The organism is Halonotius roseus (genome assembly GCF_006861655.1).
Classification (GTDB): Archaea; Halobacteriota; Halobacteria; order Halobacteriales; family Haloferacaceae; genus Halonotius; species Halonotius roseus.
Map to the genome: position 1 here is coordinate 207,386 of NZ_SESI01000003.1, position 25,889 is coordinate 233,274.

The 25,889-nt window shown below is 62.9% G+C and carries 27 protein-coding genes; 8 read left to right on the top strand and 19 right to left on the bottom strand.

The window, feature by feature from the left end; all coding sequences use genetic code 11:
* Window positions 1-47 precede the first annotated feature (47 nt).
* Window positions 48-1,346: a M48 family metallopeptidase gene (locus tag EWF95_RS11120; RefSeq protein WP_142444146.1), complete on the top strand. Its 1,299-nt coding sequence runs from the start codon at window positions 48-50 to the stop codon at window positions 1,344-1,346.
* Window positions 1,346-1,765 (top strand): GIY-YIG nuclease family protein, encoded by a 420-nt coding sequence (locus tag EWF95_RS11125; protein ID WP_142444147.1) that lies wholly within the window; start codon window positions 1,346-1,348, stop codon window positions 1,763-1,765. Before EWF95_RS11120 ends, EWF95_RS11125 begins: the two co-directional genes overlap by 1 nt.
* Here EWF95_RS11125 and gltB read toward each other — a convergent pair.
* Window positions 1,762-6,309, bottom strand: coding sequence for a glutamate synthase large subunit (gene gltB / locus EWF95_RS11130; protein ID WP_142444148.1), 4,548 nt, complete (start codon window positions 6,307-6,309; stop codon window positions 1,762-1,764). The two genes, EWF95_RS11125 and gltB, sit on opposite strands and share 4 nt — an antisense overlap.
* Before the next feature lie 237 nt (window positions 6,310-6,546).
* On the bottom strand, window positions 6,547-8,010 hold the full coding sequence (gene proS / locus EWF95_RS11135) for a proline--tRNA ligase (RefSeq protein ID WP_142444149.1): 1,464 nt from the start codon (window positions 8,008-8,010) through the stop codon (window positions 6,547-6,549).
* Between the two features lie 153 nt (window positions 8,011-8,163).
* Between proS and EWF95_RS11140 the strand changes: the two genes are divergently transcribed.
* Entirely contained in the window at window positions 8,164-8,358 is a 195-nt protein-coding gene (locus EWF95_RS11140; RefSeq protein WP_021038510.1) for a cold-shock protein, read from the top strand.
* A gap of 293 nt (window positions 8,359-8,651) precedes the next feature.
* Here EWF95_RS11140 and EWF95_RS11145 read toward each other — a convergent pair whose 3' ends face one another.
* The 3 genes from EWF95_RS11145 to EWF95_RS11155 all read right to left on the bottom strand — a co-directional run bounded on the left by EWF95_RS11145 (window position 8,652) and on the right by EWF95_RS11155 (window position 9,692).
* Window positions 8,652-9,158, bottom strand: a complete 507-nt coding sequence (locus tag EWF95_RS11145; RefSeq protein ID WP_142444150.1) for a macro domain-containing protein — start codon at window positions 9,156-9,158, stop codon at window positions 8,652-8,654.
* A gap of 81 nt (window positions 9,159-9,239) precedes the next feature.
* Window positions 9,240-9,485: a type II toxin-antitoxin system HicA family toxin gene (locus EWF95_RS11150; RefSeq protein ID WP_142444151.1), complete on the bottom strand. Its 246-nt coding sequence runs from the start codon at window positions 9,483-9,485 to the stop codon at window positions 9,240-9,242.
* 3 nt (window positions 9,486-9,488) lie between these two features.
* Window positions 9,489-9,692: a type II toxin-antitoxin system HicB family antitoxin gene (locus tag EWF95_RS11155; RefSeq protein ID WP_142444152.1), complete on the bottom strand. Its 204-nt coding sequence runs from the start codon at window positions 9,690-9,692 to the stop codon at window positions 9,489-9,491.
* Between the two features lie 104 nt (window positions 9,693-9,796).
* On the opposite strand from EWF95_RS11155, the gene EWF95_RS11160 reads away from it, so the two are divergent.
* Window positions 9,797-10,783 (top strand): ring-cleaving dioxygenase, encoded by a 987-nt coding sequence (locus EWF95_RS11160; RefSeq protein WP_142444153.1) that lies wholly within the window; start codon window positions 9,797-9,799, stop codon window positions 10,781-10,783.
* A gap of 5 nt (window positions 10,784-10,788) precedes the next feature.
* Here the strand turns inward: EWF95_RS11160 and EWF95_RS11165 are convergent, their stop codons facing one another.
* Entirely contained in the window at window positions 10,789-11,100 is a 312-nt protein-coding gene (locus EWF95_RS11165; RefSeq protein ID WP_142444154.1) for a hypothetical protein, read from the bottom strand.
* A 127-nt stretch (window positions 11,101-11,227) separates the two neighbouring features.
* Between EWF95_RS11165 and EWF95_RS11170 the strand changes: the two genes are divergently transcribed.
* Entirely contained in the window at window positions 11,228-11,578 is a 351-nt protein-coding gene (locus EWF95_RS11170) for a helix-turn-helix domain-containing protein (protein WP_142444155.1), read from the top strand.
* Between the two features lies 1 nt (window position 11,579).
* Here the strand turns inward: EWF95_RS11170 and EWF95_RS11175 are convergent, their stop codons facing one another.
* Window positions 11,580-12,089 (bottom strand): hypothetical protein, encoded by a 510-nt coding sequence (locus EWF95_RS11175; RefSeq protein ID WP_142444156.1) that lies wholly within the window; start codon window positions 12,087-12,089, stop codon window positions 11,580-11,582.
* A 275-nt stretch (window positions 12,090-12,364) separates the two neighbouring features.
* Between EWF95_RS11175 and EWF95_RS11180 the strand changes: the two genes are divergently transcribed.
* A complete protein-coding gene (locus tag EWF95_RS11180) occupies window positions 12,365-14,290 on the top strand; it encodes a beta-CASP ribonuclease aCPSF1 (protein WP_142444157.1) in 1,926 nt (641 codons plus the stop codon).
* 1 nt (window position 14,291) lies between these two features.
* On the opposite strand, the gene EWF95_RS13615 is transcribed toward EWF95_RS11180, so the two are convergent.
* From EWF95_RS13615 to EWF95_RS11210, 7 genes are all read right to left on the bottom strand, one after another.
* Window positions 14,292-14,462: an HVO_0758 family zinc finger protein gene (locus tag EWF95_RS13615; RefSeq protein ID WP_185911775.1), complete on the bottom strand. Its 171-nt coding sequence runs from the start codon at window positions 14,460-14,462 to the stop codon at window positions 14,292-14,294.
* Between the two features lie 719 nt (window positions 14,463-15,181).
* Window positions 15,182-15,994, bottom strand: a complete 813-nt coding sequence (locus EWF95_RS11185) for a carbon-nitrogen family hydrolase (RefSeq protein WP_142444158.1) — start codon at window positions 15,992-15,994, stop codon at window positions 15,182-15,184.
* Window positions 15,995-15,996: 2 nt separating this feature from the next.
* Entirely contained in the window at window positions 15,997-16,416 is a 420-nt protein-coding gene (locus tag EWF95_RS11190; protein WP_142444159.1) for a CoxG family protein, read from the bottom strand.
* Window positions 16,417-16,470: 54 nt separating this feature from the next.
* A complete protein-coding gene (locus EWF95_RS11195) occupies window positions 16,471-16,695 on the bottom strand; it encodes a DUF7123 family protein (RefSeq protein WP_142444160.1) in 225 nt (74 codons plus the stop codon).
* 85 nt (window positions 16,696-16,780) lie between these two features.
* Entirely contained in the window at window positions 16,781-16,966 is a 186-nt protein-coding gene (locus EWF95_RS11200) for a DUF7525 family protein (RefSeq protein ID WP_142444161.1), read from the bottom strand.
* A gap of 72 nt (window positions 16,967-17,038) precedes the next feature.
* Window positions 17,039-18,067 (bottom strand): PhoU domain-containing protein, encoded by a 1,029-nt coding sequence (locus EWF95_RS11205; RefSeq protein WP_142444162.1) that lies wholly within the window; start codon window positions 18,065-18,067, stop codon window positions 17,039-17,041.
* Window positions 18,068-18,222: 155 nt separating this feature from the next.
* Entirely contained in the window at window positions 18,223-19,287 is a 1,065-nt protein-coding gene (locus EWF95_RS11210; RefSeq protein ID WP_142444163.1) for an ATP-NAD kinase family protein, read from the bottom strand.
* Window positions 19,288-19,397: 110 nt separating this feature from the next.
* Between EWF95_RS11210 and EWF95_RS11215 the strand changes: the two genes are divergently transcribed.
* The gene (locus tag EWF95_RS11215; RefSeq protein ID WP_142444164.1) at window positions 19,398-20,585 is read left to right on the top strand and encodes an MFS transporter; all 1,188 of its coding nucleotides are present in this window, start codon (window positions 19,398-19,400) and stop codon (window positions 20,583-20,585) included.
* Between the two features lie 538 nt (window positions 20,586-21,123).
* Here the strand turns inward: EWF95_RS11215 and EWF95_RS11225 are convergent.
* From EWF95_RS11225 to EWF95_RS11240, 4 genes are read right to left on the bottom strand one after another with little or no spacing between them, the layout of a single operon-like run.
* On the bottom strand, window positions 21,124-21,894 hold the full coding sequence (locus EWF95_RS11225; protein WP_142444165.1) for a competence/damage-inducible protein A: 771 nt from the start codon (window positions 21,892-21,894) through the stop codon (window positions 21,124-21,126).
* A complete protein-coding gene (locus EWF95_RS11230) occupies window positions 21,891-22,640 on the bottom strand; it encodes a DUF5803 family protein (protein ID WP_142444166.1) in 750 nt (249 codons plus the stop codon). Before EWF95_RS11230 ends, EWF95_RS11225 begins: the two co-directional genes overlap by 4 nt.
* Window position 22,641: 1 nt before the next feature.
* Window positions 22,642-23,313 (bottom strand): DUF2110 family protein, encoded by a 672-nt coding sequence (locus tag EWF95_RS11235; protein WP_142444167.1) that lies wholly within the window; start codon window positions 23,311-23,313, stop codon window positions 22,642-22,644.
* Window positions 23,314-23,847 carry a transcription factor gene (locus EWF95_RS11240; protein WP_142444168.1) on the bottom strand — a complete coding sequence of 178 codons (534 nt, stop codon included), beginning with the start codon at window positions 23,845-23,847 and terminating at the stop codon, window positions 23,314-23,316.
* 123 nt (window positions 23,848-23,970) lie between these two features.
* On the opposite strand from EWF95_RS11240, the gene EWF95_RS11245 reads away from it, so the two are divergent.
* Window positions 23,971-25,248: a HEAT repeat domain-containing protein gene (locus EWF95_RS11245; RefSeq protein WP_142444169.1), complete on the top strand. Its 1,278-nt coding sequence runs from the start codon at window positions 23,971-23,973 to the stop codon at window positions 25,246-25,248.
* Window positions 25,249-25,289: 41 nt separating this feature from the next.
* Here EWF95_RS11245 and EWF95_RS11250 read toward each other — a convergent pair whose 3' ends face one another.
* Entirely contained in the window at window positions 25,290-25,847 is a 558-nt protein-coding gene (locus tag EWF95_RS11250; protein ID WP_142444170.1) for a tRNA (cytidine(56)-2'-O)-methyltransferase, read from the bottom strand.
* Window positions 25,848-25,889 lie beyond the last annotated feature (42 nt).

Consider the following 25,889-nt stretch of genomic DNA (forward strand, 5'->3'; position numbering starts at 1 on the left):
ACCACAGCGCGTCACCGTTTAGCCGATCGACCGCGTTGGCACCGATAATGCAACTGTCAGCGATCACAGTCGGGGTGTTCGCGCTGTTGGTCACGACGCGGGCGGTCTTTTCGTTCCTGGCGATCCGGAACGTCCAGTATGCCGACCAGCTAGTGGCCAAACACCGCGAGTGGCTCGGATCGACGCTCGGCATCGACGACAGCGACGAGCTCCAGGACTACCACCGGCTCACCACGGCGATCGGTGAACTGGAGTCTTGGATCGGGCTCGCCGCGGTGGTACTCGTCATCTATGGCGGCGGCCTCTCGTGGGTTGTCGACCTGTTGGCGGCGACCGGCCTCTCGGTCGTCCTGCAAGGCGTCGTGTTCTTTGTCGGCCTGGCGGTCGCCGCCCAACTGGCGTCGATCCCGTTTCGTCTCGTTTCGACGTTTGGAGTCGAGGAGGTTTTCGGATTCAACAACCAAACACCAACCCTGTTCGTCCGCGATACGCTGGTGCAACTCGCCTTATCTGTCGGGTTCGTGGCGATCCTGGGCGGCGCGGTGCTGGCCGCGATCGAACGGCTTCCGACGCTGTGGCCCGCGGCGGCGTGGGGACTGTTCGTCGTTGTCTCGTTGGTAATGCAGATCCTCTATCCGCGGGTGATCGCGCCGCTGTTCAACGATTTCGAACCGGTTGCCGACGGCGAGCTACGCAAGGCCATCGAAGATGTCTTCGAACGCGCCGGGTTTGCGACATCGGATATCTACACCATGGACGCCAGCCGGCGATCCACACAGCTCAACGCTTACTTCATCGGCTTTGGCCGAACAAAGCGTGTTGTGCTGTTCGACACGCTTGTCGAGAAGATGGAACAGGCCGAGCTACAGAGCGTTCTCGCCCACGAGTTGGCCCACTGGAAGGAGGCCCACATCTGGAAACAGTTCGCCGCGGGCGCGGTTCAGATGGCTGTCGTCGTCGCCGCCCTCGGCTGGCTGGTCGATTTCGAGCCGCTGTATACGGCCTTCGGGGTTCCGGCGTCGGCAACGTACGCCGGCCTGTTGCTGGCCGCTCTCATTGTCACCCCGCTACTGCAGTTTACCGCGCCGCTTTCGAACGCGCTCTCGCTGGCCCACGAGCGGGAGGCCGATGCCTACGCCGCCGAGGTGATGGGCTCCCAGCCGATGATCGATGCCTTGGGCCGGCTGGCCGGCGAAAACCTCGCCAACCCGTTCCCGCACCCGTGGTATGCGAGGTTCCACTACAGCCATCCACCGATCCCGGAGCGGATTCGGCTGTTGAGCGACCGCACTGACGGCGATGCGACAGATTCGGCACCACAGCCGCCGGCAACCGGAGACGACTGATGGCCGACCCCGGCAGCTACGTGTTGGTCGTCGCTGTCGAAGCCCCGACCACGATCGAGGTTGGCGCGCTCGGCGACCGCGAATTTACAGCCGGCGGCTACGCCTACGTCGGCAGCGCGTTCGGCCCCGGCGGGCTCTCGCGGGTCGATCGCCACCGCCGGGTCGCCAGCGGCGACCACGACACCCGCCACTGGCATATCGATTATCTGCTCGGTGCGACAGCAACCCGGCTTGCGGGCGTCAAAACGTATCCCAACGAGGACATCGAGTGCGCGCTGGCAACGGCGTTCGCTGATGCCGGGTGTGAGCCGGTCGCTGCATTCGGAGCCTCAGACTGCGACTGCAACAGTCATCTGTGGGAGCTTGACAGACTATCGCTCCCGGCAGCTGTCAAAACAGTATCAGAGGAGACAGCTTAGTCGTCGCTTGAGACAGCCCCGGTGTCAGGCCCGGCCTCGGCTGCGGCGGCCGGCGTCTCCGGGAGCTCCTCGCGCACGTCGTCGGCACCTTTGTTCTCGATAGAGTTGCGGTAGGCCTCCGGGAAGATCCGGACGAAATTACTAACCTCGGCGGCCCAGTCATCGAGTAGCTCGGCGGCACGCTCGCTGTCGGTGTACTCGGCGTGGTTCTCGACCATCCGGGTCAACATGCGCTCGTCCTTCTGGGTCAGCTCCTCGGAGAGCGTGACCATCTCCGTGTTGAGCTTGGACTCGAACTCGCCGTCAGGGTCGTAGACGTAGGCGACGCCGCCGGACATCCCGGCAGCGAAGTTGCGCCCAGTCTCACCCAGCACGGCGACAACGCCGCCGGTCATGTACTCACAGCCGTGGTCGCCGACGCCTTCGACGACGGCTTTCACACCGGAGTTGCGAACGCCGAACCGCTCGCCGGCGACGCCGTTGATGTAGGCCTCACCTTGGGTCGCCCCGTAGAGGGCGACGTTGCCGATGAGGATGTTCTCGTCGGCGTCGTAGGCCGCTGTCGGTGGGGTCTCGACGATGAGTTTCCCGCCCGAAAGCCCCTTACCGAGGTAGTCGTTGGCCGCACCGGTGAGCTGCATCGTTACGCCGTCGGCGAGGAACGCCCCGAAGCTCTGGCCGGCGATCCCATCGAAGTCGATGGTGATCGTATCGTCGGCCAGCCCCGCACCGCCGTACTCCGTCGAGATCTCATGGGAGAGCGTCGCGCCGACCGCGCGGTCGACGTTGGAGATCTCCTTGTCGAGGGTGACGGGCTGGCCGGATTCAAGCGCGGGTTCGGCCTCGTCGATCAGCTCCCAGTCGAGTTGGTCGTCGATGTCGGCGTGTTGCTGCTCGCGGGTCTTCCGCCGCTGGTCGCCGGCGGTCGGCGCGATGACCGTCGAGAGATCGAGATGCTTGGCCTTCTCGTGGTCGGTCTCCCGTTGGCTGAGCAGTTCCGGTCGGCCCACCATCTCCTCGATGGAGGTAAAGCCAAGCTCGGCCATGATCTCCCGGAGCTCCTGGGCCATGAACGTCATGTAGTTGATGACGTGCTGTGGCTCGCCGGGGAACCGCTCGCGGAGGTTTTCGTCCTGCGTTGCGACGCCGACCGGACAGGTGTTGGCGTGACACTGCCGGGCCATCACACAGCCCGCCGTGACGAGCGAGGCGGTGCCGAAGGTGTACTCCTCCGCGCCGAGCAGCGCGGCGATCGCCACGTCGCGGCCGGTCTTCATCCCGCCGTCGGCGGTGATCTTGATCCGGTCGCGCAGCCCCGTGGCACACAGCATCTGGTTGGCCTCGGCGACGCCGAGCTCCCACGGCAGGCCGGCGTTTTTGATCGACGTTTTCGGTGACGCGCCGGTACCACCGGAATCGCCGGAGACATGAACCACATCAGCGTTGGCCTTGGCGACGCCTGCCGCGATGGTGCCGATGCCGGCTTCGGAGACGAGTTTGACGTTGATGTCGGCGTCAGGGTTGGCCGCCTTGAGATCGTGGATCAGCTGTTTGAGATCCTCGATGGAGTAGATATCGTGCAGCGGCGGCGGCGAGATGAGGCCGACACCCGGTGTTGCGTACCGGACGTGGGCGATCATCTCGTTAACCTTCTTGCCAGGCAGGTGGCCGCCTTCGCCGGGTTTTGAGCCCTGGGCCATCTTGATCTGAATCTCCTCAGCGGAGGTCAGGTAGTGCGAGGTAACGCCAAAGCGGCCGGAGGCGACCTGCTTGACGTTACACTCCTTTTCGGTGTCGAACCGTTCCGGCGGTTCGCCGCCCTCGCCGGTGTTGGATTTCCCGCCAAGGCGGTTCATGGCGATGGAGTTCGTTTCGTGGGCTTCTGGCGAGAGGCTGCCCAGGCTCATCGCGGCCGTCGAGAAGTTCTCGACGATCTCGTGGATCGGCTGTACCTCCTCGATGTCGACGGGCTCGCGGTCGGCATCAAATTCGAGCAGCCCGCGAAGCGTCTGAAGGTTCTCGTTTTGATCGTTGATGAGCTCAGCGAACTCAAGATACCGATCGTAGTCGCCGCTCCGGACGGCCTGCTGGAGCGTACCGACCGTCTCGGGGTTCCACTGGTGGTAGATCCCCGACGAGCGGTGTTCGTACTCGCCTTGGGTTTCCAGTTCGGGGTCGCTCCCGAAGCCGACAGCGTGTCGCGTCCGTACGTCGTCTTCGATCACGTCGAGGCCGATGCCCTCCGTCCGGATCTCGGTGCCCTCGAAGTATTCGGCGATGAGATCGGAGCTGAGCCCGACGGCCTCGAAGATCTGGGCACCCTGGTAGGATTCGACCGTCGAGATCCCCATCTTCGCCATGATCTTCAGCAGCCCGTGTTCGAGTGCGTGGATGTAGCCCTCGATGGCCTCCTCCTCGTCGGCGCCGTCAGGGCCGGCACACAGATCGGAGATCGTCTGGTAGGCGAGATACGGGTTGACCGCGCCCGCGCCGTAGCCGACCAGCGTGGCGAGATGGTGAACCTCACGGGGGTCGCCGGATTCGACGACAAGCCCGACATCAGTCCGCAGCCCGTGGCGGACAAGATCGTGGTGGACGCCACCCGTTGCCAGCAGGCTCGGGATCGGAATCCGCTCTTCGTTGGTGCCGCGATCAGAGAGGACGATGATATCCGCGCCGTCGTCGATGGCCGCCCGGGCGTCATCCCGAAGTCGTTCGATGGCGGCTTCGAGTTCCGTTTCCGGGTCGTACGTCATATCCAGCGTCGTGGTCTCGAAGCCGTCCTCGTCGCGGTCGAGATCCTTGATACTCGCCGTCTGCTCGTCGGAGAGCACCGGCGATTCAAGGACAAGCTGGTGGGCGTGTTCCGGCGACTCGGTCATCAGGTTTCGCTGCTTGCCGAGTCGGGACTGAAGACTCGTCACCAGCTCCTCGCGGATGTAGTCGATCGGCGGGTTCGACACCTGGGCGAACAGCTGTTTGAAATACGTGAACAGCGGGCGGTTGAACTCCCCGAGCACCGACAGCGGGGTGTCGTCGCCCATCGAGCCGACGGGATCCATCCCCTGGTTGGCCATCGGCTCCAGCAGGTGTGTGAGTTGATCTTGCGTGTAGCCGAAGGCAGCCTGGTGAGCGCGCAGGGAGTCGACATCGCCGTGTGGTTCGAGGCTGTCACCGGCGATGTCGTCGAGTTCCTGTTGGTGTTCGTCGACCCACTCGCCGTACTTGTCGTCGGTGAGCTCGTCGAAGACCTCGGCGTCGGGCGTGACTTCGCCCTTCTCGGGGTCGGCAACGAAGATCTGGCCGGGCTGGAGGCGGCCGCGTTCGCGGATCTCACTCGGGTCGGTCTCGATCGCGCCAACCTCGCTGGCGGCGATCAGCGTGTTGTCCTCGGTGATGTCGTACCGACAGGGCCGCAGCCCGTTGCGGTCGAGGACGGCGGCGATCTTGTCGCCGTCGGTCGCGGCGACGAGTGCGGGGCCGTCCCACGGCTCGACGAGGCTGGCGTGGTAATCGTAGAAGTCCTGCCGGTCAGGATCCATCGAGTCGTCGTTCTCGTGGGCCTCCGGGATCAGCATCCGGAGGATATGCGGCAGGTCACGGTCGGAGTGCATCAACAGCTCGATGGCGTTGTCGACGCTGGCGGTGTCGGATTGGCCGGCCTCGGTGACCGGCTTGAGCGTCTCGATATCCTCGCCGAAATCCTCGTGGGCGAGCTGGTTTTCGCGGGCGCGCATCCAGTTGATGTTGCCGCGGATCGTGTTGATCTCGCCGTTGTGGATGATCCGCCGGTACGGATGGGCGAGATGCCACGCGCCGAGCGTGTTCGTCGAGAACCGGGCGTGGACGAGCGTCAGCGTTGTCTGCAGCCGCTCGTCTGTGAGATCCGGGTAGTAGCCGGCGAGCTGTTCACCCTTGAGCAGCCCCTTGTAGACCAGCGTTTTGCGGTGGAGCGAACAGACGTAGAACCGGCCCGCACCATCGATCTCCTCGGCGGCCGCTTCGAGCTCGCGGCGCGCAAGGAACAGTCCGCGATCAAAAGCGTCGTCAGCCATCGACTCGGCCGGGGTCACGAAGACCTGCCACACATCGGGTTCAGAATCGAGTGCGGTTTGGCCGAGATCGCTGTTGTCCGTCGGGACATCCCGCCAGTGGAAGACCTCGAGGTCGTGGTCGGCGAGCGTGGATTCGAAGATGTCGACGAGCTGCTCTCGAACGTCGTCGTCCTGTGGCATGAAGATCGAGCCGACAGCATAGGTCTCCGGGAGGTCGCCGACAACGGCCTCGAAGAACGTGTCGGGGCGTTGGATCATGATGCCGGCTCCGTCGCCGGTGGCTTCCTCGGCACCGGTCGTTCCGCGGTGTTCGAGATTGCTGAGTAGTTCGATGCCGTCGGCGACGACATCGTGTGAGGCACCGCCGTCGAGATCGACGACCGCACCGACGCCGCAGTTGGATTTCTCATCGGTCGGGTCGGCGAGCCCGACGGGTTCACCATGCGCATCGTCCGCCTGCGCATGCGACTCACTGTGATACTTGGCCATACACGAACCGAGCAATCGCCCGAATAAATGCCTGCTGATGCGAAAATAAGGGTTCCTAATTCCCATATTAGGAGGTATTAATAATTGATAGTTAGTAAGTTGAAACGATCCTCCCAAATCAGATCAAACAATCATGTGAGATTCGATCCGAGAGAGTCGCTACGGTCAGAGAAAAAGCGTCCCGATCGTCAACGAGGCGATGGGCGAGAAGAGATCATCCGCTGCCGCGCCGGTCAGTTAGTAGTTCTTGGCGAAGTAGGCGGTCTGGGTGGCGTCGTCGCCACAGATTGCACACGTTTCTTCATCCCCAACAGTCTCCTCGTCGTCGAAGGGGCACATCACGATCTCGGCGGCCAGCGGCTCCTTGATCGGCTCCTCACACTCCTCGTCGCCACACCACGGTGCTTTGACGTAGCCGCCGTGTTGGCCGAGCGTCCCGAGTATCTCCTCGCGGGAGTCGGCCTCGCGGACGCTGTCTTCCAAGTTCTCCTCAGCCGTGGCGTACAGCTTGGCATAAACCTCGTCGAAGTGCTCTTGGATCGTGTCGCCGATATCGTCGCGGTCGGCCGTCGTCGACTCGCCGTCGGGGCGGTGGATGATCGTGACCTCGTCGTCTTCGACTTCATGCGGGCCGATCTCGATGCGGACGGGGACGCCCTTCAGCTCCCACTCGTTGAACTTGAACCCAGGATTGCGCTCGTCGCGGTCGTCGAGTTCGACGCGAACGCCGCTGTCGGCGAGGTCGTCGGCAACGTCGTCGGCGTAGTCGAGCACGTCGTCTTTGGTGTCTTCCTGCCAGATCGGAACGACAACGACCTGCTCGGGTGCGATTGTCGGCGGGAGGACGAGGCCCTGATCGTCGGAGTGCGTCATGATCAGCGCGCCGAGTGCGCGCCACGAGAGCCCCCACGAGGTCGTGTGGGCGGGCTGGGTTTCCTCGTCCTCGTCGGAGAACGTGATATCGAACGCTTCGGCGAAGGAGGTGCCGAGGTGGTGGCTGGTGCCGGCCTGCACCGATTTTCCGTCCGGCATCAGGGCTTCGACGGTTGTGGTTTTGTGCGCACCCGGGAACTTGTCGTGATCCGGCTTTTGGCCCTTCAGGACGGGAATCGCAAGCAGATCCTCGTAGAGCTCAGCGTACTGATCGAGGCGAGTCATCGTTTCGTCCCACGCCTCGTCGTGGGTCTCGTGGGCCGTGTGGCCCTCCTGCCAGAGGAATTCCTTCGTTCTGAAGAACGGTTTTGTCTCGGTGGCTTCCCACCGGACGACCGAACACCACTGATTGACTCGCAGCGGGAGATCGCGGTGGCTGCGCACCCACTGGGCCATGTAGGGGGCGATGATCGACTCGCTGGTCGGGCGGACGGCGAGGCGTTCGTCGAGTTCGTCGTGGCCGCCGTGGGTGACCCACGCGACTTCGGGGTCGAAGCCTTCGACGATGTCTTTCTCCCGTTCGAGATAGCTCTCGGGAATGAACAGCGGGAAGTAGGCGTTCTGGACGCCGGTCGATTTGAACGCCGCGTCGAGTTCGCCCTGAATCGCCTCCCAGAGGGCGTACCCGCGTGGGCGCGTCACGATGAATCCGCTCATCCCGTCGGGGCCGTAGTTTGCGAGGCCGGCCTTCTTGACGACCTCGGCGTACCACTCGCCCGTGTTGTGCTGTTTGCTCTCAGTGATTCCGAGATCTTGCTCGCTACTCATTGCCGGCACTCCGCAACCGGGACAAATAAACTCGGTGTGTTGGCGTTGGAGGCCGCCGACAGCCGCGCTGGCAACCGCCGACACCCCCGCAACGGTCGTGGTACCACGACTCTCGCAAGGGTTATCCCCCGGTGACCTGTACGTTTGATTGCAATGGCACACGGCAAAGTTGATTTCTTCAACGACACTGGCGGCTACGGATTTATCGACACGGACGATGCTGACGACGACGTTTTCTTCCACATGGAGGATGTCGGCGGCGAGGATCTCACAGAAGGCGAGGAGATCGACTTCGATATCGAACAGTCCCCGAAAGGCCCGCGCGCGACGAACGTCGTTCGCAACTAACTACAGTCCTCGCCTCACGGCGACACTGCAATTTTCATTCTTTCAATCGCTGAGTCGATTCGCTCGGCAACCGCAGTCATCCGACATATCTAGCAGCCGCAGTCATCCGACAGGCCCGGCAGCCGCCGCCCTGGCGGACTGAAAGGGCGAAACGCGCTCGGCGAACCCGGACGACGCAAGCACCGCAGGAGTGAGCAGCGCGAACGACGAGGAGCGCAGCGAGTCCCGGGAGCCGAGCGCGTTGAGGGCTTTCTACGTGTTGTCACACTCGACACCGATACTACCAGAACTGTCTAGTCCCGAACCGCATCAGCGACCGACTGCAACGACTCGTACTCCGAATCCGAGTAGGCGATCACACGCACATCAGTCAGAGACGACGACTCGTAGTCAGCGATCACCGAGCAGATCAGTTCCGCGCCGCGCTCGAACTCGAAGCCGGCGACGCCGGTGCCGAGAATCGGAAACACAATCGACTCACACCCCAATTCATCAGCTTGCTCCAACGTGTTCCGCGTCGCATCCCGAATACTCGCTTCGGTCGCCTGCCCATCTCCGTAGTGCGGCATCGCCGCTGCATGGATCACGTACTCGGCGTCGAGGTCATAGGCGTCGGTGACGGCAACCGCGCCGAGATCGACCGGGCCGTTCGCCATCGCTTCCGCGTTGATGTCGCCGCCCGCACCGCGGCGGAGCGCGCCGGCAACGCCGCTGCCCATTTTGAGGCTCGTTCCCGCCGCGTTGACTAAGGCGTCGGCCTGTTGGGCCGCGATATCGCCTTGGATGACGGTGAAGTTCATACCAGACAGTACGAGCCTACGTCAGTAGAGTTTTTGCCGGCTACAAGCGAATCCGGCGCACTGTGGCCACACGACGGCCCGTCAGCGATGGGTATCGATCCACTCACACCACGCACGGAAGTCGTCAGCCCCGCACTGATCGGCGATGTTCTGTAGCGTCCCGATACGAACGCGGTCGTGCAGCGGAACAGTGACGGTTCGGGTTTCGCCGGTTTCTGGGTGCGTGTATTTCAAAATCACATGATCGCCGCGTGTTCGATCACGTCTGTAGTCGAATTTGCGCAACACGCTGACGATATCTTCACCGGAAAAATCCCGTGAGACCATTGCTCACGAATCAAACCATGGTGCATCCGGTTCCGGGGCTGCTGTATCATCGTTTCGGGCTTCAGCAGTCAGCTCCGTTGCCTCGTCGAGGTTTTCGAGGGCTTCCTGTCGGGTTGGCCCCTGACTTGCTACTCCAGCCTCCTCATCGATAGCCGACCACCACCCGTCATCCTCTTCGATCAGCCGAATTTCTCGGCCAGTGCTCATACCAGCTATTAGGCCGGAATATTGGATAAACGTTCGGACGACGTTCAAACCGGTAACCCCCGTGTCAGCGCGAAGTCAAGTACCTCCAGTACGTACACATAGCAATGAGCGACGCACCACCAACCCCCGGCATTCACCACGTCACCTGCATCGCTGGCGACCCCCAACAGAACATGGATTTCTGGGTCGAAACGCTCGGCCTCCGGCTCGTCAAGCGGTCGATCAACCAAGACGACCCCAGCACCTACCATTTCTTTTTCGCTGACGCCGAGGGCACCCCCGGCACCAGTATGACGTTCTTCCCGTGGGAGAACCTCCGACAGGGGAAGGTCGGCTCCGGACAGGTCTCCCGCACCGCCTTCCGCGTCCCCGAGGGCAGCCTCGAGTTCTGGGAGGATCGCTTCGACGACTACGGCGTCGATTACGAGGATCGAGTCGAGCGGTTCGGCGAGACCGTCCTCCCGTTCTACGATCCCGACGGCTTGCCTGTCGAACTCGTCGAAGTCGAGATCCCAGAGGACGACCCGACAGTTCCGTGGACCGAGTTCGTTCCCGAAGACGCCGCGATCCGCGGCTTTCACTCGGTGACGCTGTGGCTGGCCGATCCCCAACGCACCGAGGAGGTGCTTCGAACGATGGGTCTCGAAGAAGCCGGCACCGAGGAATCACCGGGCGATACGCCAGGCGACGAGCGCACGCGATTCGAGGCAACCGGCACCGTCGGCAAATACGTCGACGTGTTACCAACTATTGAGGGCGCGCGGCAGGGTCACGGCACCGTCCACCACGTCGCCTTCCAGACACCAAGCGACGAGGATCAGATGGCGATGCGGAAGGCCGTCTCCGCTCAGGGCGTTCGTCCGACTCAGCAGATCAACCGCCACTGGTTCCGATCGGTGTACTTCCGAGAGCCAAACGGGATCCTGTTCGAACTCGCCACCAGCGGGCCGGGCTACACCAGCGATGAACCCCTCGACGAACTCGGCGAGAAACTAATCCTGCCGGGGGAGTTCGAGGATCAACGCGAGCAGATCGAATCCGGTCTCAGCGACGTGACGATCCCGCGCGGCGAGGCAGTCGACGCCGACTAATCCCCTTACTCCTCATCCGGCCAGTCATCCGGCAGTCGAGACAGCGTCGCTGCGATCACGAACTCGTCAAGCTCCGTCCGCTCCCGCAGCCACCCGGCCGCGTCCCGATGAGCGTCTTGGCCGTTCGGAATATAGATGCCATCCGAAGACTGCACGACGAATGAGAGATCAAGCACCTCAGTTTCAAGTGTCGTTCGCAGTTCGTCATGATCCCCTGTCCCGGCAACCAATCGTACGAGTTCGGCTGCCGGGATCGGCGATCCCCAGGAGTGACGACGGGCGAGTTTCCAGACGAAGGTTGCCGCAGCGTCCGTCATCAGCAACTCCTATTTTCTATTGGCACGTAGAGATATTCAAACAAGACAGACATGAGTGTCCAATGCGTTTAACATCACGGCCAACAAACAACGAGTACACTCAGCGTCTGAGACAACATCCCCGCCTATGTCACGCCAACAAACACCCGATACGGACGAACCCACCTCGCTTGCCGAACTGCGAGACGAGTATCCAAGCGGGTGGCGAATCCTCATCCAAAACGAAAGTGTCGGCTACATGCTCGATGCGTTACTGGATGCCCTCCCCGGCTCGGAGTTTACGAAATCCGAGCTCGCTCGGGAAGCCGGTGTCAGCCGCCAATCCGTGTACACCCATCTCGATCTGTTGCTCGCCCTCGGCGTTCTCACCCCCGTCGAAAACGCCTCGCCTGAACGGTACCGCGTGACCGCCGACAGCGACCTCCTCACGCTGCTTCATCAGGTCAACGGACTGGTCAACGAGCGGCTCTCTGAGTAGGTCACCGCATGGCTGGATCGTCGGCGTCGATCGGCACCCCAAACGGACTCTCACTCTCCCGCCAGTTCCACCCCGGCAGCCGCGTCTGAAAGCCCGCCGCCAACGCGGCGTCAAGGTCGTCGGCACCGGCTGTCTCCTCGTCATCGCCGTGGGTGTAGATATCCGCGAAGTGGAACGTCGCCTCGGCGAGCATCGCCAGCGGCTGGCCGCCCGCGATCGTCGCCGCGAGCCGACGACCCAACACCTCGTCGACGACAAAGCCCGGATAGTCGCCGTCGACATCGAGTTCCCGCAGGAGGCCCACGTAGCCGGCGATGTTGACCGCCCGGTCACCGTCAGCGAAAACACGGTCGACTTCGTCGTGGTAGCCGGCCTCGCTCACCGCGTCGACATCGGTTTCGAAGGCCCGCCCGAGGCGGCTGCGGGTGTCGTTGATCAGCGGGACGATGACATCGGCACGGCGGCGAACCCACTCGTGTTCGGCGGCCACACGATCCGGCGTGAGATGCATACCCGAAGCGAGGCGACGAGCCGGCTTGGATTTGTGGGTGAGTCAGAGAAAGTACGATCGGGAAACGACCCGGTTGCGAAGGGGTTTTATAACGAGGATCGTATAAAGCGAACTAAGCGGGTTTTCGCTGCCTGTTCCCGCATGCGCAGCTATCAGCGCGTATTCAGTATGTTCCATCTCGACCGACACTACCCACGGCGTCCCGACAACACGTGGGTGCAGTCCGGCGGGGTGGCAACCGGCGAGGCGGCGATCAGCGCAGGTTTTGTTGACGTATGAGCTCAGTAGATAAGCAACTTGACGACCTACAAGCGGAGATCGACGAAGAAGTTCCACCCGACATCACTGTCTCGGATGTGAAATACGAGGGGCCGGAGCTGGTGATCTACACCCCACACCCCAAGCAGTTCGCGGAGGACGGCGACCTCATTCGGTCGCTGGCCAGCAAGCTCCGCAAGCGGATCACCGTCCGCCCGGATCCGGAAGCACTCTCGGATCCACAGAAAGCGGACTCGAAGATCCGGTCGGTGATCCCCGACGACGCCGGTGTCACCGATCTCGATTTCCACGAGGATACCGGTGAAGTCGTCATCGAAGCACAAAAACCCGGGATGGTGATCGGCCGACACGGCTCGACGCTCCGGGAGATTACCCAGGAGGTCGGCTGGACGCCGGAGGTCGTTCGGACGCCGCCGATCGAATCCTCGACGGTCTCAAACGTCCGAAACTTCCTCAAACACGAACGCGAGGAGCGACGCGACGTGCTCGAACGCGTCGGCCGACAGATCCACCGCGAGGAGATCGGCCGCGAGCAGTGGGTTCGTATCTCGACATTGGGCTGCTGTCGGGAGGTCGGCCGCGCGGCGTTTCTGCTCCAAACCGCCGAAACCCGCGTTCTCATCGACTGCGGCGACAAACCCGGTGCGGAAGGCGAGGTGCCCTACCTACAGGTGCCGGAAGCACTCGGTGCGGGCGCAAACTCGATCGACGCGGTCGTGCTCACCCACGCCCACCTCGATCACTCCGCGCTCATCCCGCTGCTGTTCAAATACGGCTACGATGGGCCGATCTACTGTACGGAGCCGACACGGGATCTGATGGGGCTCCTCCAGCTCGATTATCTCGATGTAGCGACCAAGGAGGGTCGGACGCCGCCGTACGAATCAGACCAGGTCAGAGAGGCGATCAAACACGCGATCCCCCTGGAGTACGGCGACGTGACCGACATCGCCCCCGACATCAAGGTCACCTTCCACAACGCAGGCCACATCCTCGGCTCGGCGGTCACACACTTCCATATCGGCGACGGCCTCTACAATGTCGCCTTCTCCGGCGATATCCACTACACCGATACACGGCTGTTCAACGGCGCGGTCAACGACTTCCCGCGGGTCGAAACCCTGGTTCTGGAGTCGACCTACGGCGGCCGCAACGACTACCAGACCGATCAGGCCGACTCCGAGGAGAAGCTGCTTGAGGTCATCAACGAGACCTACGACGACGGCGGGAAAGTCCTCATTCCGGCGTTCGCCGTCGGCCGATCACAGGAGATCATGCTCGTCTTAGAGGAAGCGATGCGAACCGGCAAAATCCCGGAGATGCCGATCCACCTCGATGGGATGATCTGGGAGGCGACAGCGATCCACACCACCTATCCGGAGTATCTCCGCGATGACCTCCAGGATCGCATCTTCCACGAGGACAAAAACCCGTTCCTCGCCGACCAGTTCAACCACATCGACGCCGGCGAGGAGGAACGCCAGGAGGTCGCCGACGACGAGCAGGCGATCATCCTTTCGACCTCGGGGATGATCACCGGCGGCCCGATCATGTCGTGGCTCCGGCATCTCGGCACCGACCCGGACTCCCGGCTTGTCTTCGTCGGCTACCAGGCCCAGGGAACGCTCGGCAACCGCATCCAGAACGGCTGGGATGAGATCCCGATCAACAGCGATTACAACGGCGGTCGCGGCGACACGCTCACGCTGAACATGGCTGTCGAAACCGTCGATGGCTTCTCCGGCCACGCCGACCGCAAGGGGTTGATGGACTTCGTGCGGACGATGAACCCACGGCCCGAAAAGATCCTCTGTGTCCACGGCGACGAACGCTCGGTTCAAGACCTCTCATCGGCACTCTACCACGAGTTTGATATCCGGACATTTGCCCCAAAAAACCTCGAAACGTTCCGGTTCCGCTAACTTAGGGGAGTTCCTTCCACTGTTTCCCGCAGTTCGGACAGGTTCGAAGCGCGTAGACCTCGTCGGGCTTGTTTTGTCGTTTGAGCGTCTCTTCGCACTCGCTGCAGGCGATCCGCTCGTAGTTGTCCTTGTAGAGGTCGCCGTTCCGGAGCCCCTTCCGTGTCGATTTCATGTCCGCCCTTTTGGCTTGGAGCCTAAAAGCATCCCGTGTGCCGGGCGTCCGACAGTACTGACACCCCAAAGACGTCGCTGTCGACAACGAGCATCGGATTGAAAAGGAGTGGCCGCCCGGATGTGAGAGGCGAGTGGAGTGTGGTGGTCGTCAGTACGTTGGGGTTGTGGTCGCACATCCGTCACCCGGTGGGGGAGTGGCCAACAGATCGAGAGCCACAGCAGCGTGTGGGTGACCGACCACGATTTGTCCGGGGTGAGCACACTGTCGGCTCACAGCCCGGCGTCCCGCCTCAGCCGCCGTCCGCTGTCACCTCCGATCTTAACATTACCTAAATCAAAGCGGTGCGATGTATAAATACTGCACGGTGCGCAAAGATATCGTGATAAGCATGGAGTAAATTAGGTTGTTTGCTGATATTGTTCGATATAACTGAACTATTCAGTGGGGTAGTTGACAACTGTGTTTCTCACCGGTAGAAGACACAAGGCTCACAGCGTGGTTCGGTGAGAGATCGGAGCAAGACGAGGCGAGGAGCGCGGCGGATGATCCGGTCGAGGACGCCCCGATCCCCGAGATGGATCCTGCCGCGTGGCGCGGGCGTGGCGACGAGCGGTGTATCTGCCGACAGTTGACGAGAAAAGCGTCAGTACGTCGGCATCACATTGTATATCGTTGCGGCGTATAAACCCACCGTCCGCGCCGCGACCGAGCGGCGGTTACCGGCGATCGTCGAGTGCGGGAAACGACGACCGAACCTCATCGACAGCCGCCGGCTCGATGGTCGCCGTGATCGTCGTCGACGCGTCGCCGGCGGTAGCCCGGGCTGTCCCCCACGGATCGTATATCGCCGAGCGGCCACACAGCTGTGCGTCGGCCGCGGGGAACGAGCCGGTTCCGTTGACCGCGATCAGATACGAGAGGTTCTCGATCGCGCGGGCCCGACCCAGCGTTTCCCAGTGTTCGATCCGGGGATAGGGCCACGCGCTCGGGACGACAAGACAGTCGACACCACGGTCGAGCAGCCGGCGGTACAGCGACGGAAACCGGAGATCGTAACAGGTCGTCGTGCCGATCGTCAGCCCGCCGAACTCGACGACAGAGAGTGAGTCGCCAGCCACCAACAGCTCAGATTCGGCGGAGTCGTACCCAAACAGGTGGTGTTTCCGGTAGACGCCACGCCGCTGTCCGTTTCGATCGAAAAACACCGAGGTGTTGGCGTAGCCATCAGCGGCCGGTACGTCGTAGCCGGCCGCCGCACTGGCGGCGAGATCCTCAACGACGCTGCCGGCGACGAAAGCGATGTCGTTGTCGGCGGCCATCTCGGCAAGGCGGTCGAACAGCGGGTCGTCAAGGCCGGCGACCTGGGTCGAATAGTCATCAAACGCAAAGAAGCCGACGAGAAACTGTTCGGGGAGGACGGCGAGGTCGGCACCCTCGGCGGCGGCATCGACGACCGCCTCGCGGGCCTGATCGAGATTTGTCTCGACAGCTCCCGACTCGATCCCGAGTTGGATCGCGGCGACCTCCATCGTCAGCTGATCTCCGCCCGAAGCGCGGCCTCAAGATTGTCGAGTTCGGCATCGAGGTTGCGTTTGAAAAACCGCTCGACGCCGGGGAGCTGTCCGTCGACGACAAACTCATTGCGGAGCTGACAGCCGCCGTCGGTTTCGGTGATCGTATGCTCGCCGGTCACCCGGAGGGCGCGTGAGCGACCCTCGAATTTGACGCGGGTTGGGGGCTCTCGAATCAGATCTTCGGTTTCGACGGCAACCGTCGAGTTGAGCAGCGGGATCGGCAGCTTCACCTGCCACGTCGCACGGTTCTCGTCGTGGATCTCGTAGCTGTCGACAACGCTGATCGCGCTGGCGCGTTTGGCCGGGTCGGCGATAAACGTCCAGATCTGCTCGCCGGGAACGTCGAACTCGAAGGTCCGTGAGACACGGACGGTCATTACAGAGCGCAGGACGGGGAGTGTAAAAAATGACGCGGAAGCGGCCGTCGGCACCTACTCGGGGGTGACACGCCACGTCGTCGAGCGGGCGCGGCTCCATTTTTCGATGTCGACATCGTCGGATTTCTCGGCGAGCTGCGGCAGGCGGACACCAACCTGCTTCGAGGAGAGGCCGATCGCCTCGGCGATGGTCTTCGCCCGGAAGTATCGCTCACCGCGTGCGACGCTGTCGCGGAGATAGGCGACGATGCGTTGTTCCTCCTCGGTGTACTCTGTCATCTACGATCACTAGGGGGCTGAACGGCTTAATGATTACGTCGGCAAGCGAAGGTGGCAATCAAATCGGCGGGGGAAGAGCTCGATATCAGGCGTCGTACAGTTGGAGTGCAGCCACCGAGAGCCCGGCGGCGACGACCGCCGCCGCGAACCCCCAGGCTTTGATGAGCTGTGTGCCGCCGGCGAACATAACCCCGGCTCCGAGCACCGCCACCGTGCCACAGGCGATCGCAATACCAACTCCCTTGTCGGTTGTCATACCGTGGGTAGCCATACCGGCGGCTTCGACACCTGTATGCTTAGTTCATTCGAACGCACACAGCGTGAATCGATCGTGGGGAGACCTCTACTTGATCTCGACGTGATCGGACTCCTCGTTGAGCGCGAGGTTGGCCGCGATCTCGGCGTTGCGCATCGCGTACTCGGCGGTATGCTGGAGGCTGACGAGCACCTCACGGATCTGTAACAGATCCTTGTTTGGGAGCTCCTCCAGATCATCGAGGATCTCCTGTTCGCGGTCGGAGATCTCTCCGAAGAGGTGTCGACACCGGATCGTGAGATCGTAATCGCGTTCGACGACGGCGCGAACAGCCATCTCGGTCAGCTCGTCGATCTGGTCGGTGAACTCCCGGATCCGGCGGATCGTCGAGCTGTCGACATCCGGCATCTCGTCGGCTGAGGCGACGATCTCGGCGATATCCTCGGCGTTGTCGGCGGTGAGTTCGAGATTTTTCGCCACCGATCGGTAGCCGATCAGCGGGAAACTGGAGTCCAGCCCGACAGCCCGACAGAGGTTGGGGTTCTGGTAGGCGGTGAAGATGAGCCGAAGCAGCAGGACAAAGATCTTGTTGGCCTGTCGCTCGCGGTTGAGCGCGCGCTCGGCGAGATCGCTGTTGCCGTGGGCCAACGCCTTGATCGCCTCCGAACGCATCGTGCTCCCGGTGTTTTCGAGCCGCTCTAAGAGGTTATCGAGCGTGAAATCCTCCGGGTCGGCCGAACACCGGATGGCGATGCGCTCCGGCGTCTCCTCGATCACGCCGAGACCCATCAGCTGTGTTTCGGCCTGATACACCGCGTTGATGTGTTCGGAATCAAGGGCGTCGGACTCCATCTGGACGTGGATCACCCGCCGACCGAGCACGTATTGGGCGATGATCGCTCGCTCGACAGAGCCCGCATCGAGGTTGTCGGCGTGGATCACCGCCTCGCTTTCGCCGGTGCTGGCCGACTCCGGCAACACCGTTAGCGTCCCCTTTCCGCCCATCCGGATCGAGACCTCATCACCCTTTTCGACGTAATGCTCTTTGGTCCACTCCGCCGGCAGCGTCATCGCCAGCGTCGACGGCCCCAGCCGCTGTACCTTCCGTGTTTCCATACCCTTTCTCGGGGACAGGTCATCTTAATTGTATGCATACACGGGGTATCGAACAACAAATGTTGAACTGATATCGTGACTACAGTAGATATTAATATGTGGTTGTCTCACATGAATTGCACCTACACGCGATTACAGACAGCACACACCACACGCTACACAACGCGGAGCATGCGTGTTTCGAACCGACCGACCCGCACCTGCCGCCAGCCACGGAGCTCGGCGTCAAGCTCTGGGTCGTCAGTATCGACACGCAGGACACGGAGGTCGTCAAGCTTCGACCGCGAGGCGACGACCTCGACGCTCGCATTTCGGATCACGGCCGGCGAAAGCTGGGGGTTGCCGCGGCCAAAGATGAACCCTTGGCCGCCGATCGGGGAGACGATGATCGTGTTGGTCTCGCCTAACGCATCCAGAATCTCGGCTTCGCTTGCGTCGGTTGCGAGCACCTGCCCATCACGCCACACGTCAACACCGAGTGGTGAGCCCACGAAGCCGAGAGCCGATTTGATCGCTCCGAGCGTCGACCCCGGCCCGAGGATGTAGGTCGTTTCGGGATCGACATCGCCGGCGATCCCCTCGGCGAGGGTCTCAACGGTGCCGCCGCCGCGCTGTTTGGCCGACTGGAGGCCGTCGGCGACCGGCACCGACGCGATCGCCCGGAGCTCCGGGCTGACCTCGCCGGCCCGGTAGTCGTCCTCGTCGATATCCATGACCTCCCGCTGTTCGGTGCGATCGAACTCGACGACGATGTCGGCGGCGGCCTCCGGCGAGACCGCAAACACCGACGAATAGACTTTGACGCCCGCGGGCACACCAAGCAGCGGCACGTCGGTATCGGCCAGCGCGTCGGCAACGTCGGCCGCGGTGCCGTCGCCGCCGACGAAGACAACGAGATCGACGCCAGCTTCGAGGAATGCGTCGACGGCGGCCGCGGTGTCGGCTGCGGTCGTGTCGGCTGTGTTTGTGCCGGGCTCGAAGGCGATTTTCGGCTCGAAGCCAACCTCTCGTACCTCGGCGGCTCCCATCGGCTCGCCCGCTGTGAGGAGATCGATTTCGGCGTCGCGCTCGGCCAACCGCGTGAGCATCCGGCGGGCGCGCTCCGGCGCACGGGGCTCCGCGCCGCGCTGTCGGGCTTCGGCGACCTTGCCGTCGGTTCCCTTGAGGCCGACCCGACCACCCATGCCGGCGATCGGGTTAACGAGGACGCCGAGTCGCATACTAACTGGTGGTGTGGCGTCGTGAAAAGCCCCCTGTCTGCGGTGTCGCCGGTGGCGGCAGCCCGCCAGCGGATCGGAACACACTCCCCTTCCCGTCGTCGACTCCGGGTATGGCACTTCGGGGGCTCCGTGGCGACGGGCGCGGGTGGACGCTGCTGGCGATCGCGTCGGGCTGGGTGTTCGTCCTCGGCGGCCGGTTTCTCGTGCCGGCCGTCCTCCCGCAGGTGAAAAATACCTTCGCCGTCAGCGATGTCGGAGCCGGCGTGGCGATCACGATCATCTGGGCAACCTACGGCCTGATGCAGACGCCCGCGGGCCTGCTTGTCGACCGCATCGGCGAGCGGAAACTGCTCGCCGGCAGTGCTGTTCTCACGGCGACCAGCGTCGTCGTCATCGGCGCGGCCCCGGCGTTCGCCGCGTTCATTGTCGGCTGTGCGGGGTTCGGACTGGCGACCGGCCTCTACGGCCCGGCGCGTGGCACCGCCCTCTCGCGGGCGTTTCCCGACCACGACGGGGCGGCCATCGGCGCGACGCTGGCGGCGGGCTCGGTCGGCTCGGCTGTGTTACCGCTGGCGGCTGGCTCGCTTGTCGGCGAGATCAGTTGGCGACTGCTCGTCGGCGGATTAGCTGTCCCACTCGTCGCGCTCGGCGTGGTGATCTGGGCGACGGTGCCGTCGTTCGACAACGGCGACGGGGCGACTCCAGACGACGGGACGAGTACAAAACTCCCGGTCGGAGACGTGCTCGCGGCGATCCGCACCCGGCAAGTCGCGGTCGCGTTGACCGCGCTGACGCTGATGACGTTCGTGTTTCAGGGTGTCTCGGCGTTTTACGTGACCTACCTCACTTCGGTCAGTGACTTCGCCCAATCGACGGCGGCGGCGATGTTCTCGCTGGTCTTTGTCGGCGGCGCGGTCGCCCAGGTCGCCGCCGGGGGGCTCGCCGACGCCGTCGGCGACCGACCGGTGTTGGTCGCGGTCTCCGCGGCGACGATCCCGGTGCTCGTTGCGATCCCGATGCTTGACAGCGTGATCGGAGTCGCCGCGGCATCGCTGCTGCTTGGGATTCGACTGGGCGTTCCTGCGGTCTCGAACGCCTACATCATCGCTATCCTCCCCGAGTCCGTGACGGGAGCGGCGTGGGGCGTCCTTCGGACGACGAGCTTCATGCTTGCGGCAACGGGCTCAACTGTCGTCGGCGTGATGGCCGACAACGACCTCTTCGACGAGGCATTTTTCCTGCTCGCCGGACTGACCGCGCTCGGGACGCTGTTGTACACCCGGCTGCCGGATCGATAGTAACCGCGCCAGCCAGATCGGTCGCGGCCGGGGTCGTGTTCAGATAAGCTGAAGAAACTCGAACCATCTCGAAAGCCCCGACTCGCTGGTGTCGGGGGGCTCGCTGCGCGCTTCGGGCCTGCGGCCCTGCAGTGCTTGCGTCGCCCGCCTTCCGCCAGCGAGTCGCCCCTTTCAGTCCCGCCCGACTGCAGCTGATTGACCTGTCGACCCGGGTGGGATTGAAAGGGGCCGGCGTCTCGCCGAACCCGGACGACGCAAGCACCGCAGGAGTGAGCAACGCGAACGACGAGGAGCACAGCGAGTCCCGGGAGTCGAGACGCCGGGGGCTTTCGAGGTGTTCGCAATCCAATCGCACTAAGCTGAACAGTACCGGCAGCCAGATCTCAAACACTTAACAGGGTCGGCATGCTACCGCGAGATAATGATCCCACTGACCGCGCCGCTGCCGATCTTTGAGACGGCCGCCGTTGTGTTGGTTGCGAGTCTGCTGTTGACCCTCGGCTGGCTGGCCCACCTGTTTCGGTCATAGACAGCCGCGTTACGAGGTGTCGCCGTCGTCAACATCGTTGCTGTCGGCGATATCGCCGTCGTCGACAGCGTCGACATCATCGCCATTGTCGATATCGGCAACCGTGACCTGCTCGGCGAACCAGTCGGCGGCCGCGACGACAGCGTCAGAATCACCGCCGCGGAACTTCACGCGAACGTACTCACCCGGATAGCTGCCGACATCGACAGCGAACCGCTCTTGAACTGTTTCAAGCCGATCAAGCAGCGCGCTTTCGGGTTCGTCGGCAACGACCATCTCGGTGTAGATCGGCTCGCCACTAAATTCGGCGGCGACATGCTCAAACATCGCTTTCATCTCCGCGGGAACCCCCGGAAACACGTAGATCGATTCGATAACCGCGCCGGGCGCGACACCGACCTCGTTGGGTAACATTCGCGCGCCGGCCGGCAGATCGGTGGTGCCAGCGTCGAGATCATCGGCACTGTAGCCGCCCTCGCTGGTGAGCCATGCTTCCGCTGCGGGATGGTGTTCGAGCTCGCGGCCGACCGCCGCGGCGACAGCCGCCATCGTGCGGTCGTCGTGGGTCGGCCCCAGCCCGCCGGTGACAACGACCGCGTCGGTGGCAGCCCGATACTCGTTGACGACGGCGGCGATCACCTCGATCTGATCGGGGACGGTCGTCATCCGGGTGACGGTACAGCCGCGGTCGGTCAGCTGGGCTGCGAGCCACGCGCTGTTCGTGTCGACAGTTTCGCCGGCCAGCAGCTCGTCGCCGACCGTGACGATGGCGACATTCATTCGTTGTCCTCGTCGTCAAGCCCCATCTCGACGCGTGTCTCGTGCAGGCGATCGATCTGCCGGCGGTAGTAGTAGAGCCCGCCGACAGCGATCGCCGAGAGAATCCCGATGATGGCCCCGAAGATCGTGAGATCGTTCTGCTTGTAGTACTGCACCAGGATCGAACTCGACTCCACGTTCTCCCAGGTCACACGAACCCGGTTGTCGACCCGTTCGGTCGTCGCCCCCGCTGGAACCGTGTTGCTGAAGAGGAAGAAGTCCATCCGGCTCCCCTCCGGGAGGAGAACCTCATAGGAGCCCTCGATGTAGACCGGCAGCGTCAGCCGTCGAGGGGTCGCCCCGGCAGTAAACGCGAGGCGACCGTCAGCGGGGGTGGTGACGTACACCTCATCCGGCGTCTGGTCGATCTCGCCGCGGGCCCGGAGCTCCGTCCCGGAGATGACGGTACCGTTCTCGTAGCGGAATCGGACAGCCGAGATGTCGAGTGGCCCTTCTTGGCCGATGCTGGTCGGCTGATACAGCCGGAGTCGCTGGTCGGCCGAGACGTTGTAGACGGCTTGGAGCTCCGAGCCGGTATCCAGCGTCAGGCTGACGTTGCGATCGGTCTCCCAGTCGTAGGCCGCGGCCGGCTCGGCGTCGAGTACGTCGTCGCTGATCTCGCCGCCACCGGTGACGTAATCGAGACAGCCGGCCGTCACCGTGAGGGTGAGCACCGCGAGGACGGCAAGGCCGAGGCGTCGATTCATGTTAGTCGTCGCCGATCACAGCCCGAAGCTCCGCCGGGAGGTAGTCACCGATCGCCGCCAGCAGGCCGGGCGGATCGGTGCCCTCACCGCAGATGATCGACTGTTCGAGCAGGCCGAGTCGTTCGACGGTAACGATATCCTGGGCGTGGCCGGCGCGGTTGACCGTCGCCCGCACCTCGCCGCGGGTCGCGCTGTTGACGTTGACGCGGCCGGGGCCGCGCGGCCACTCGTAGAGCCGGTCGCGTTCGGCGTCGGTGAGACGCGAGGGGTCGCCATAGACGAACTGCATCGGGAGATGTTGGACGAGCCCGAACCGCTCGCGGATCTGGGTCGGGGTTCCCTGGCCGAGGCCGAGTTCGCTGGCTGGGATTCGGATCTCCTCGCCGGCGTCGAGGGTGATCCCGTCGTCATCCCACGATTCGAGCGTGCCGGTGTAGGTCTCGCCGTCCTCGAAGTGGTCGGTGATCTCACCCCACTCCGCCCGGAGAGCGTTGCGAGCGGCGGTCGCGTCGTCGCCGGTGATCGTCACCGTGACGAACTGGTCGCTGCGGACGCCGATCTCGCTGTCGACACGGAGGTCGCCGACAGTGTTGTCGAGCAGCGAGCCGAGACTTTTCAGGGCTCGCTGGCGGGCGTCGCCCTCGACGTAGCATTTGGTGGCTAAGACAACCATTTAGTCGGCGTCCGCGTGGATGTCGACGTTCAGTTCCTCACGGAGGGCCGCGCCGCGTTCCTCCATCGCCTCGACAAGGGCGTCGTTGTCCATCGATTCAAGCGGGGAGGCACACTCCGGACACTGGAACCCCTGATCCATCGCCTCGCCGAACTCAAAGCGGATCGAACAGACCTCACAAAGGTAGAACTCGTGGGTGCGCTCGTACTCCTCGCGTTCCTCGATCGCCTCCAGCAGGCGTTCCATCTCCTCTTCGAGATTTTCGGGGATGTTGTCGTAGTGGAACGTCCACAGGTAGGTGAGCCAGCCCGAATCCTCGTCGCGGACACGGCGGTAGGAGGCGAGATCGTTCTCGTAGAGAATGAAGAGGGCGCGGCGCACATCGTTGAGTTCGAGATCGAGTTCCTCGGCGAGCTCCTCGTCGGTCACCTCACCCTCCGGCGGCGCGGCGGCGACCGGCATCCCTTCCGGGCCGACCAGTTCGTGGAGGTATTTTTGGATAACTGGATCGTTCAGTAACTCCTCAAAAGCCATTGGCGAATCCTCGGCGATGAACTCGGTTAAAAGCTCCGACTGGCGAAACGTCGGGGGTGATCCTCCCACTCAGAACATCAAAAAACATTATATTTTTATCATAGTGAGCGATACCGTCAAACAATGGCTGGCCGCCCCTCCCCACGGAACACGGATCAGCTCTACGCGCTATCCAACCGGGGAGAGTACGGCACGCTGATCAGATATATCCGGAATCACAACGACGAAAGCGTTCGGTTTGGGGCCGCTGGCGTCCTTTCTGAGTCGATCGAGGGGTTCAAAGAGGAGGTAACCCCACAACTCCAGCAAGCACTCGTCGAATCGGTGTTGAACGATCCCAGCGATGACGTTCGGGCGGCCGTCCTCAACGTCCTCCTTGCGATCAACGAATCGACGATCGACACCATCATCACACGGTTGGAGACCGACCCACAATCGACGCCGACCGGCACCCCATACCCACTGATCCTCACCAAATGGCACGCCAAACCCCGAGCCCCGCTCCGATTTCTTGCGGTCGCTGGCTTCGGACGGGCTCGAAGCAGAAACACGATCGAAAAGCTCCGAACCACGATCATCCGCGAGGAGAACATGCGCGTGCTCCGCCGGGCGATCGAGGAGGGTGGGGCCGTTGGCGACGAACGGTTTGTCACGCCGATCCAAGAGCATCTCCGACTTGACAACGAGAAATACGAGGGCACAACAAAAAGCAAACAGGTCACACGGGTCAAAGAGGCCGCCGTCGAGGCATTGGTCAAGATCGGATCCAGCGGGGCTTACGAGGCGTTGTTGACCGCCTCCCGTAGCTCCGACGAGACGCTCAAGGAACACGTGATCAGCGAGATCGGCAAGTTCGGGGCCCAAGATACGATTGACGTTGTCGTCGACAAACTGGATGCCGATGACAACGAGACGCTACGGCAGGAGGCCGCCGAGGGTGTCATGACGACGTTCAGAGAGTCCGATTTCGAAGACGGCCACTCGGTTCGACAGCGGACGATCGAAAAGATCGATGAGGAGATCTCGACGGAGGTCTCCGAGGAGTTTGCGACGATCGTCTCGGAGGCACCGCGAAACGCCGAAAAGCGGAACGCGGCGTGGCTGTTGGGCCAACTGGAAAGCGAGACCGATATCGCGGTCGACTCCCTGCTGGATGCATTAAACGACGACGACGAGTATCTCCGGACGATCGCAGCGGCGAGTTTGACCAACATCGATCATTCGAAGCTAGAGGAGAAGGTCGACGCCGTCCTCGACACGGCCGACGAGGATTCGGAGGCTCACAAGCTGGCGTCATTCCTCAAATCACATCTCACCAACGACGCGGAAGCAGCGAAAAAGGAGCTGGTCGATTATCGGTACGTGTCGAAGCCCAGCGACTACACGGTTGATCGGGCGTGATCTTCTAGGTAGAACAGTGTGATCACCCGATCAAACCCAACTTACGCGCCATCGTCGCCGGAGTCGTCGGATGAAACGACTTTTTTACCGGTCGCTTTCGGAACCACCGTTCGGTCGGCGTCGCTCCACTCCTGGCTCAGCTCCCGACCCTCGAAGAACCGATCCAAAAACACCGCCAGCCCGGCGACCTCCGAGTGGGGCTGATTGGTCACCCCGACGTTCCAGTCGGCGTGTTCGTACAGTTCGAAGGGCACCTTCTCGCCGCCAACGACGACAAGCAGCGGGTCGGTGTCGACAGCCACCCGGATCTCACCCTCGACATCCTGGATCGGCAGCCCGTACATCGTGAGATGGGCGACCGGGCCATCCCAGTTGCGGACGACCGCCGCCTGGCTGTCGGTTTGCTCGATCTCGAAGGGGCCGCCGAATCGGTCGGTGATGTCGGCGACCGTCTCGGCGGCCTGCGTGGCGTTGTCGGGAAGAACCACGCGATCCGCGCCAAGGGCGCGAGCCGTGAGGCCGACGTGGGTCGTCATCCGGTCGTCCCGTCCGGGCCGGTGGCCGTACCGAAGCACGACGACCTCCTGTGAACCCTGCATACCCAACCGGTGTCGACGACCCAGGGTGTGGGTTTCGGTTTC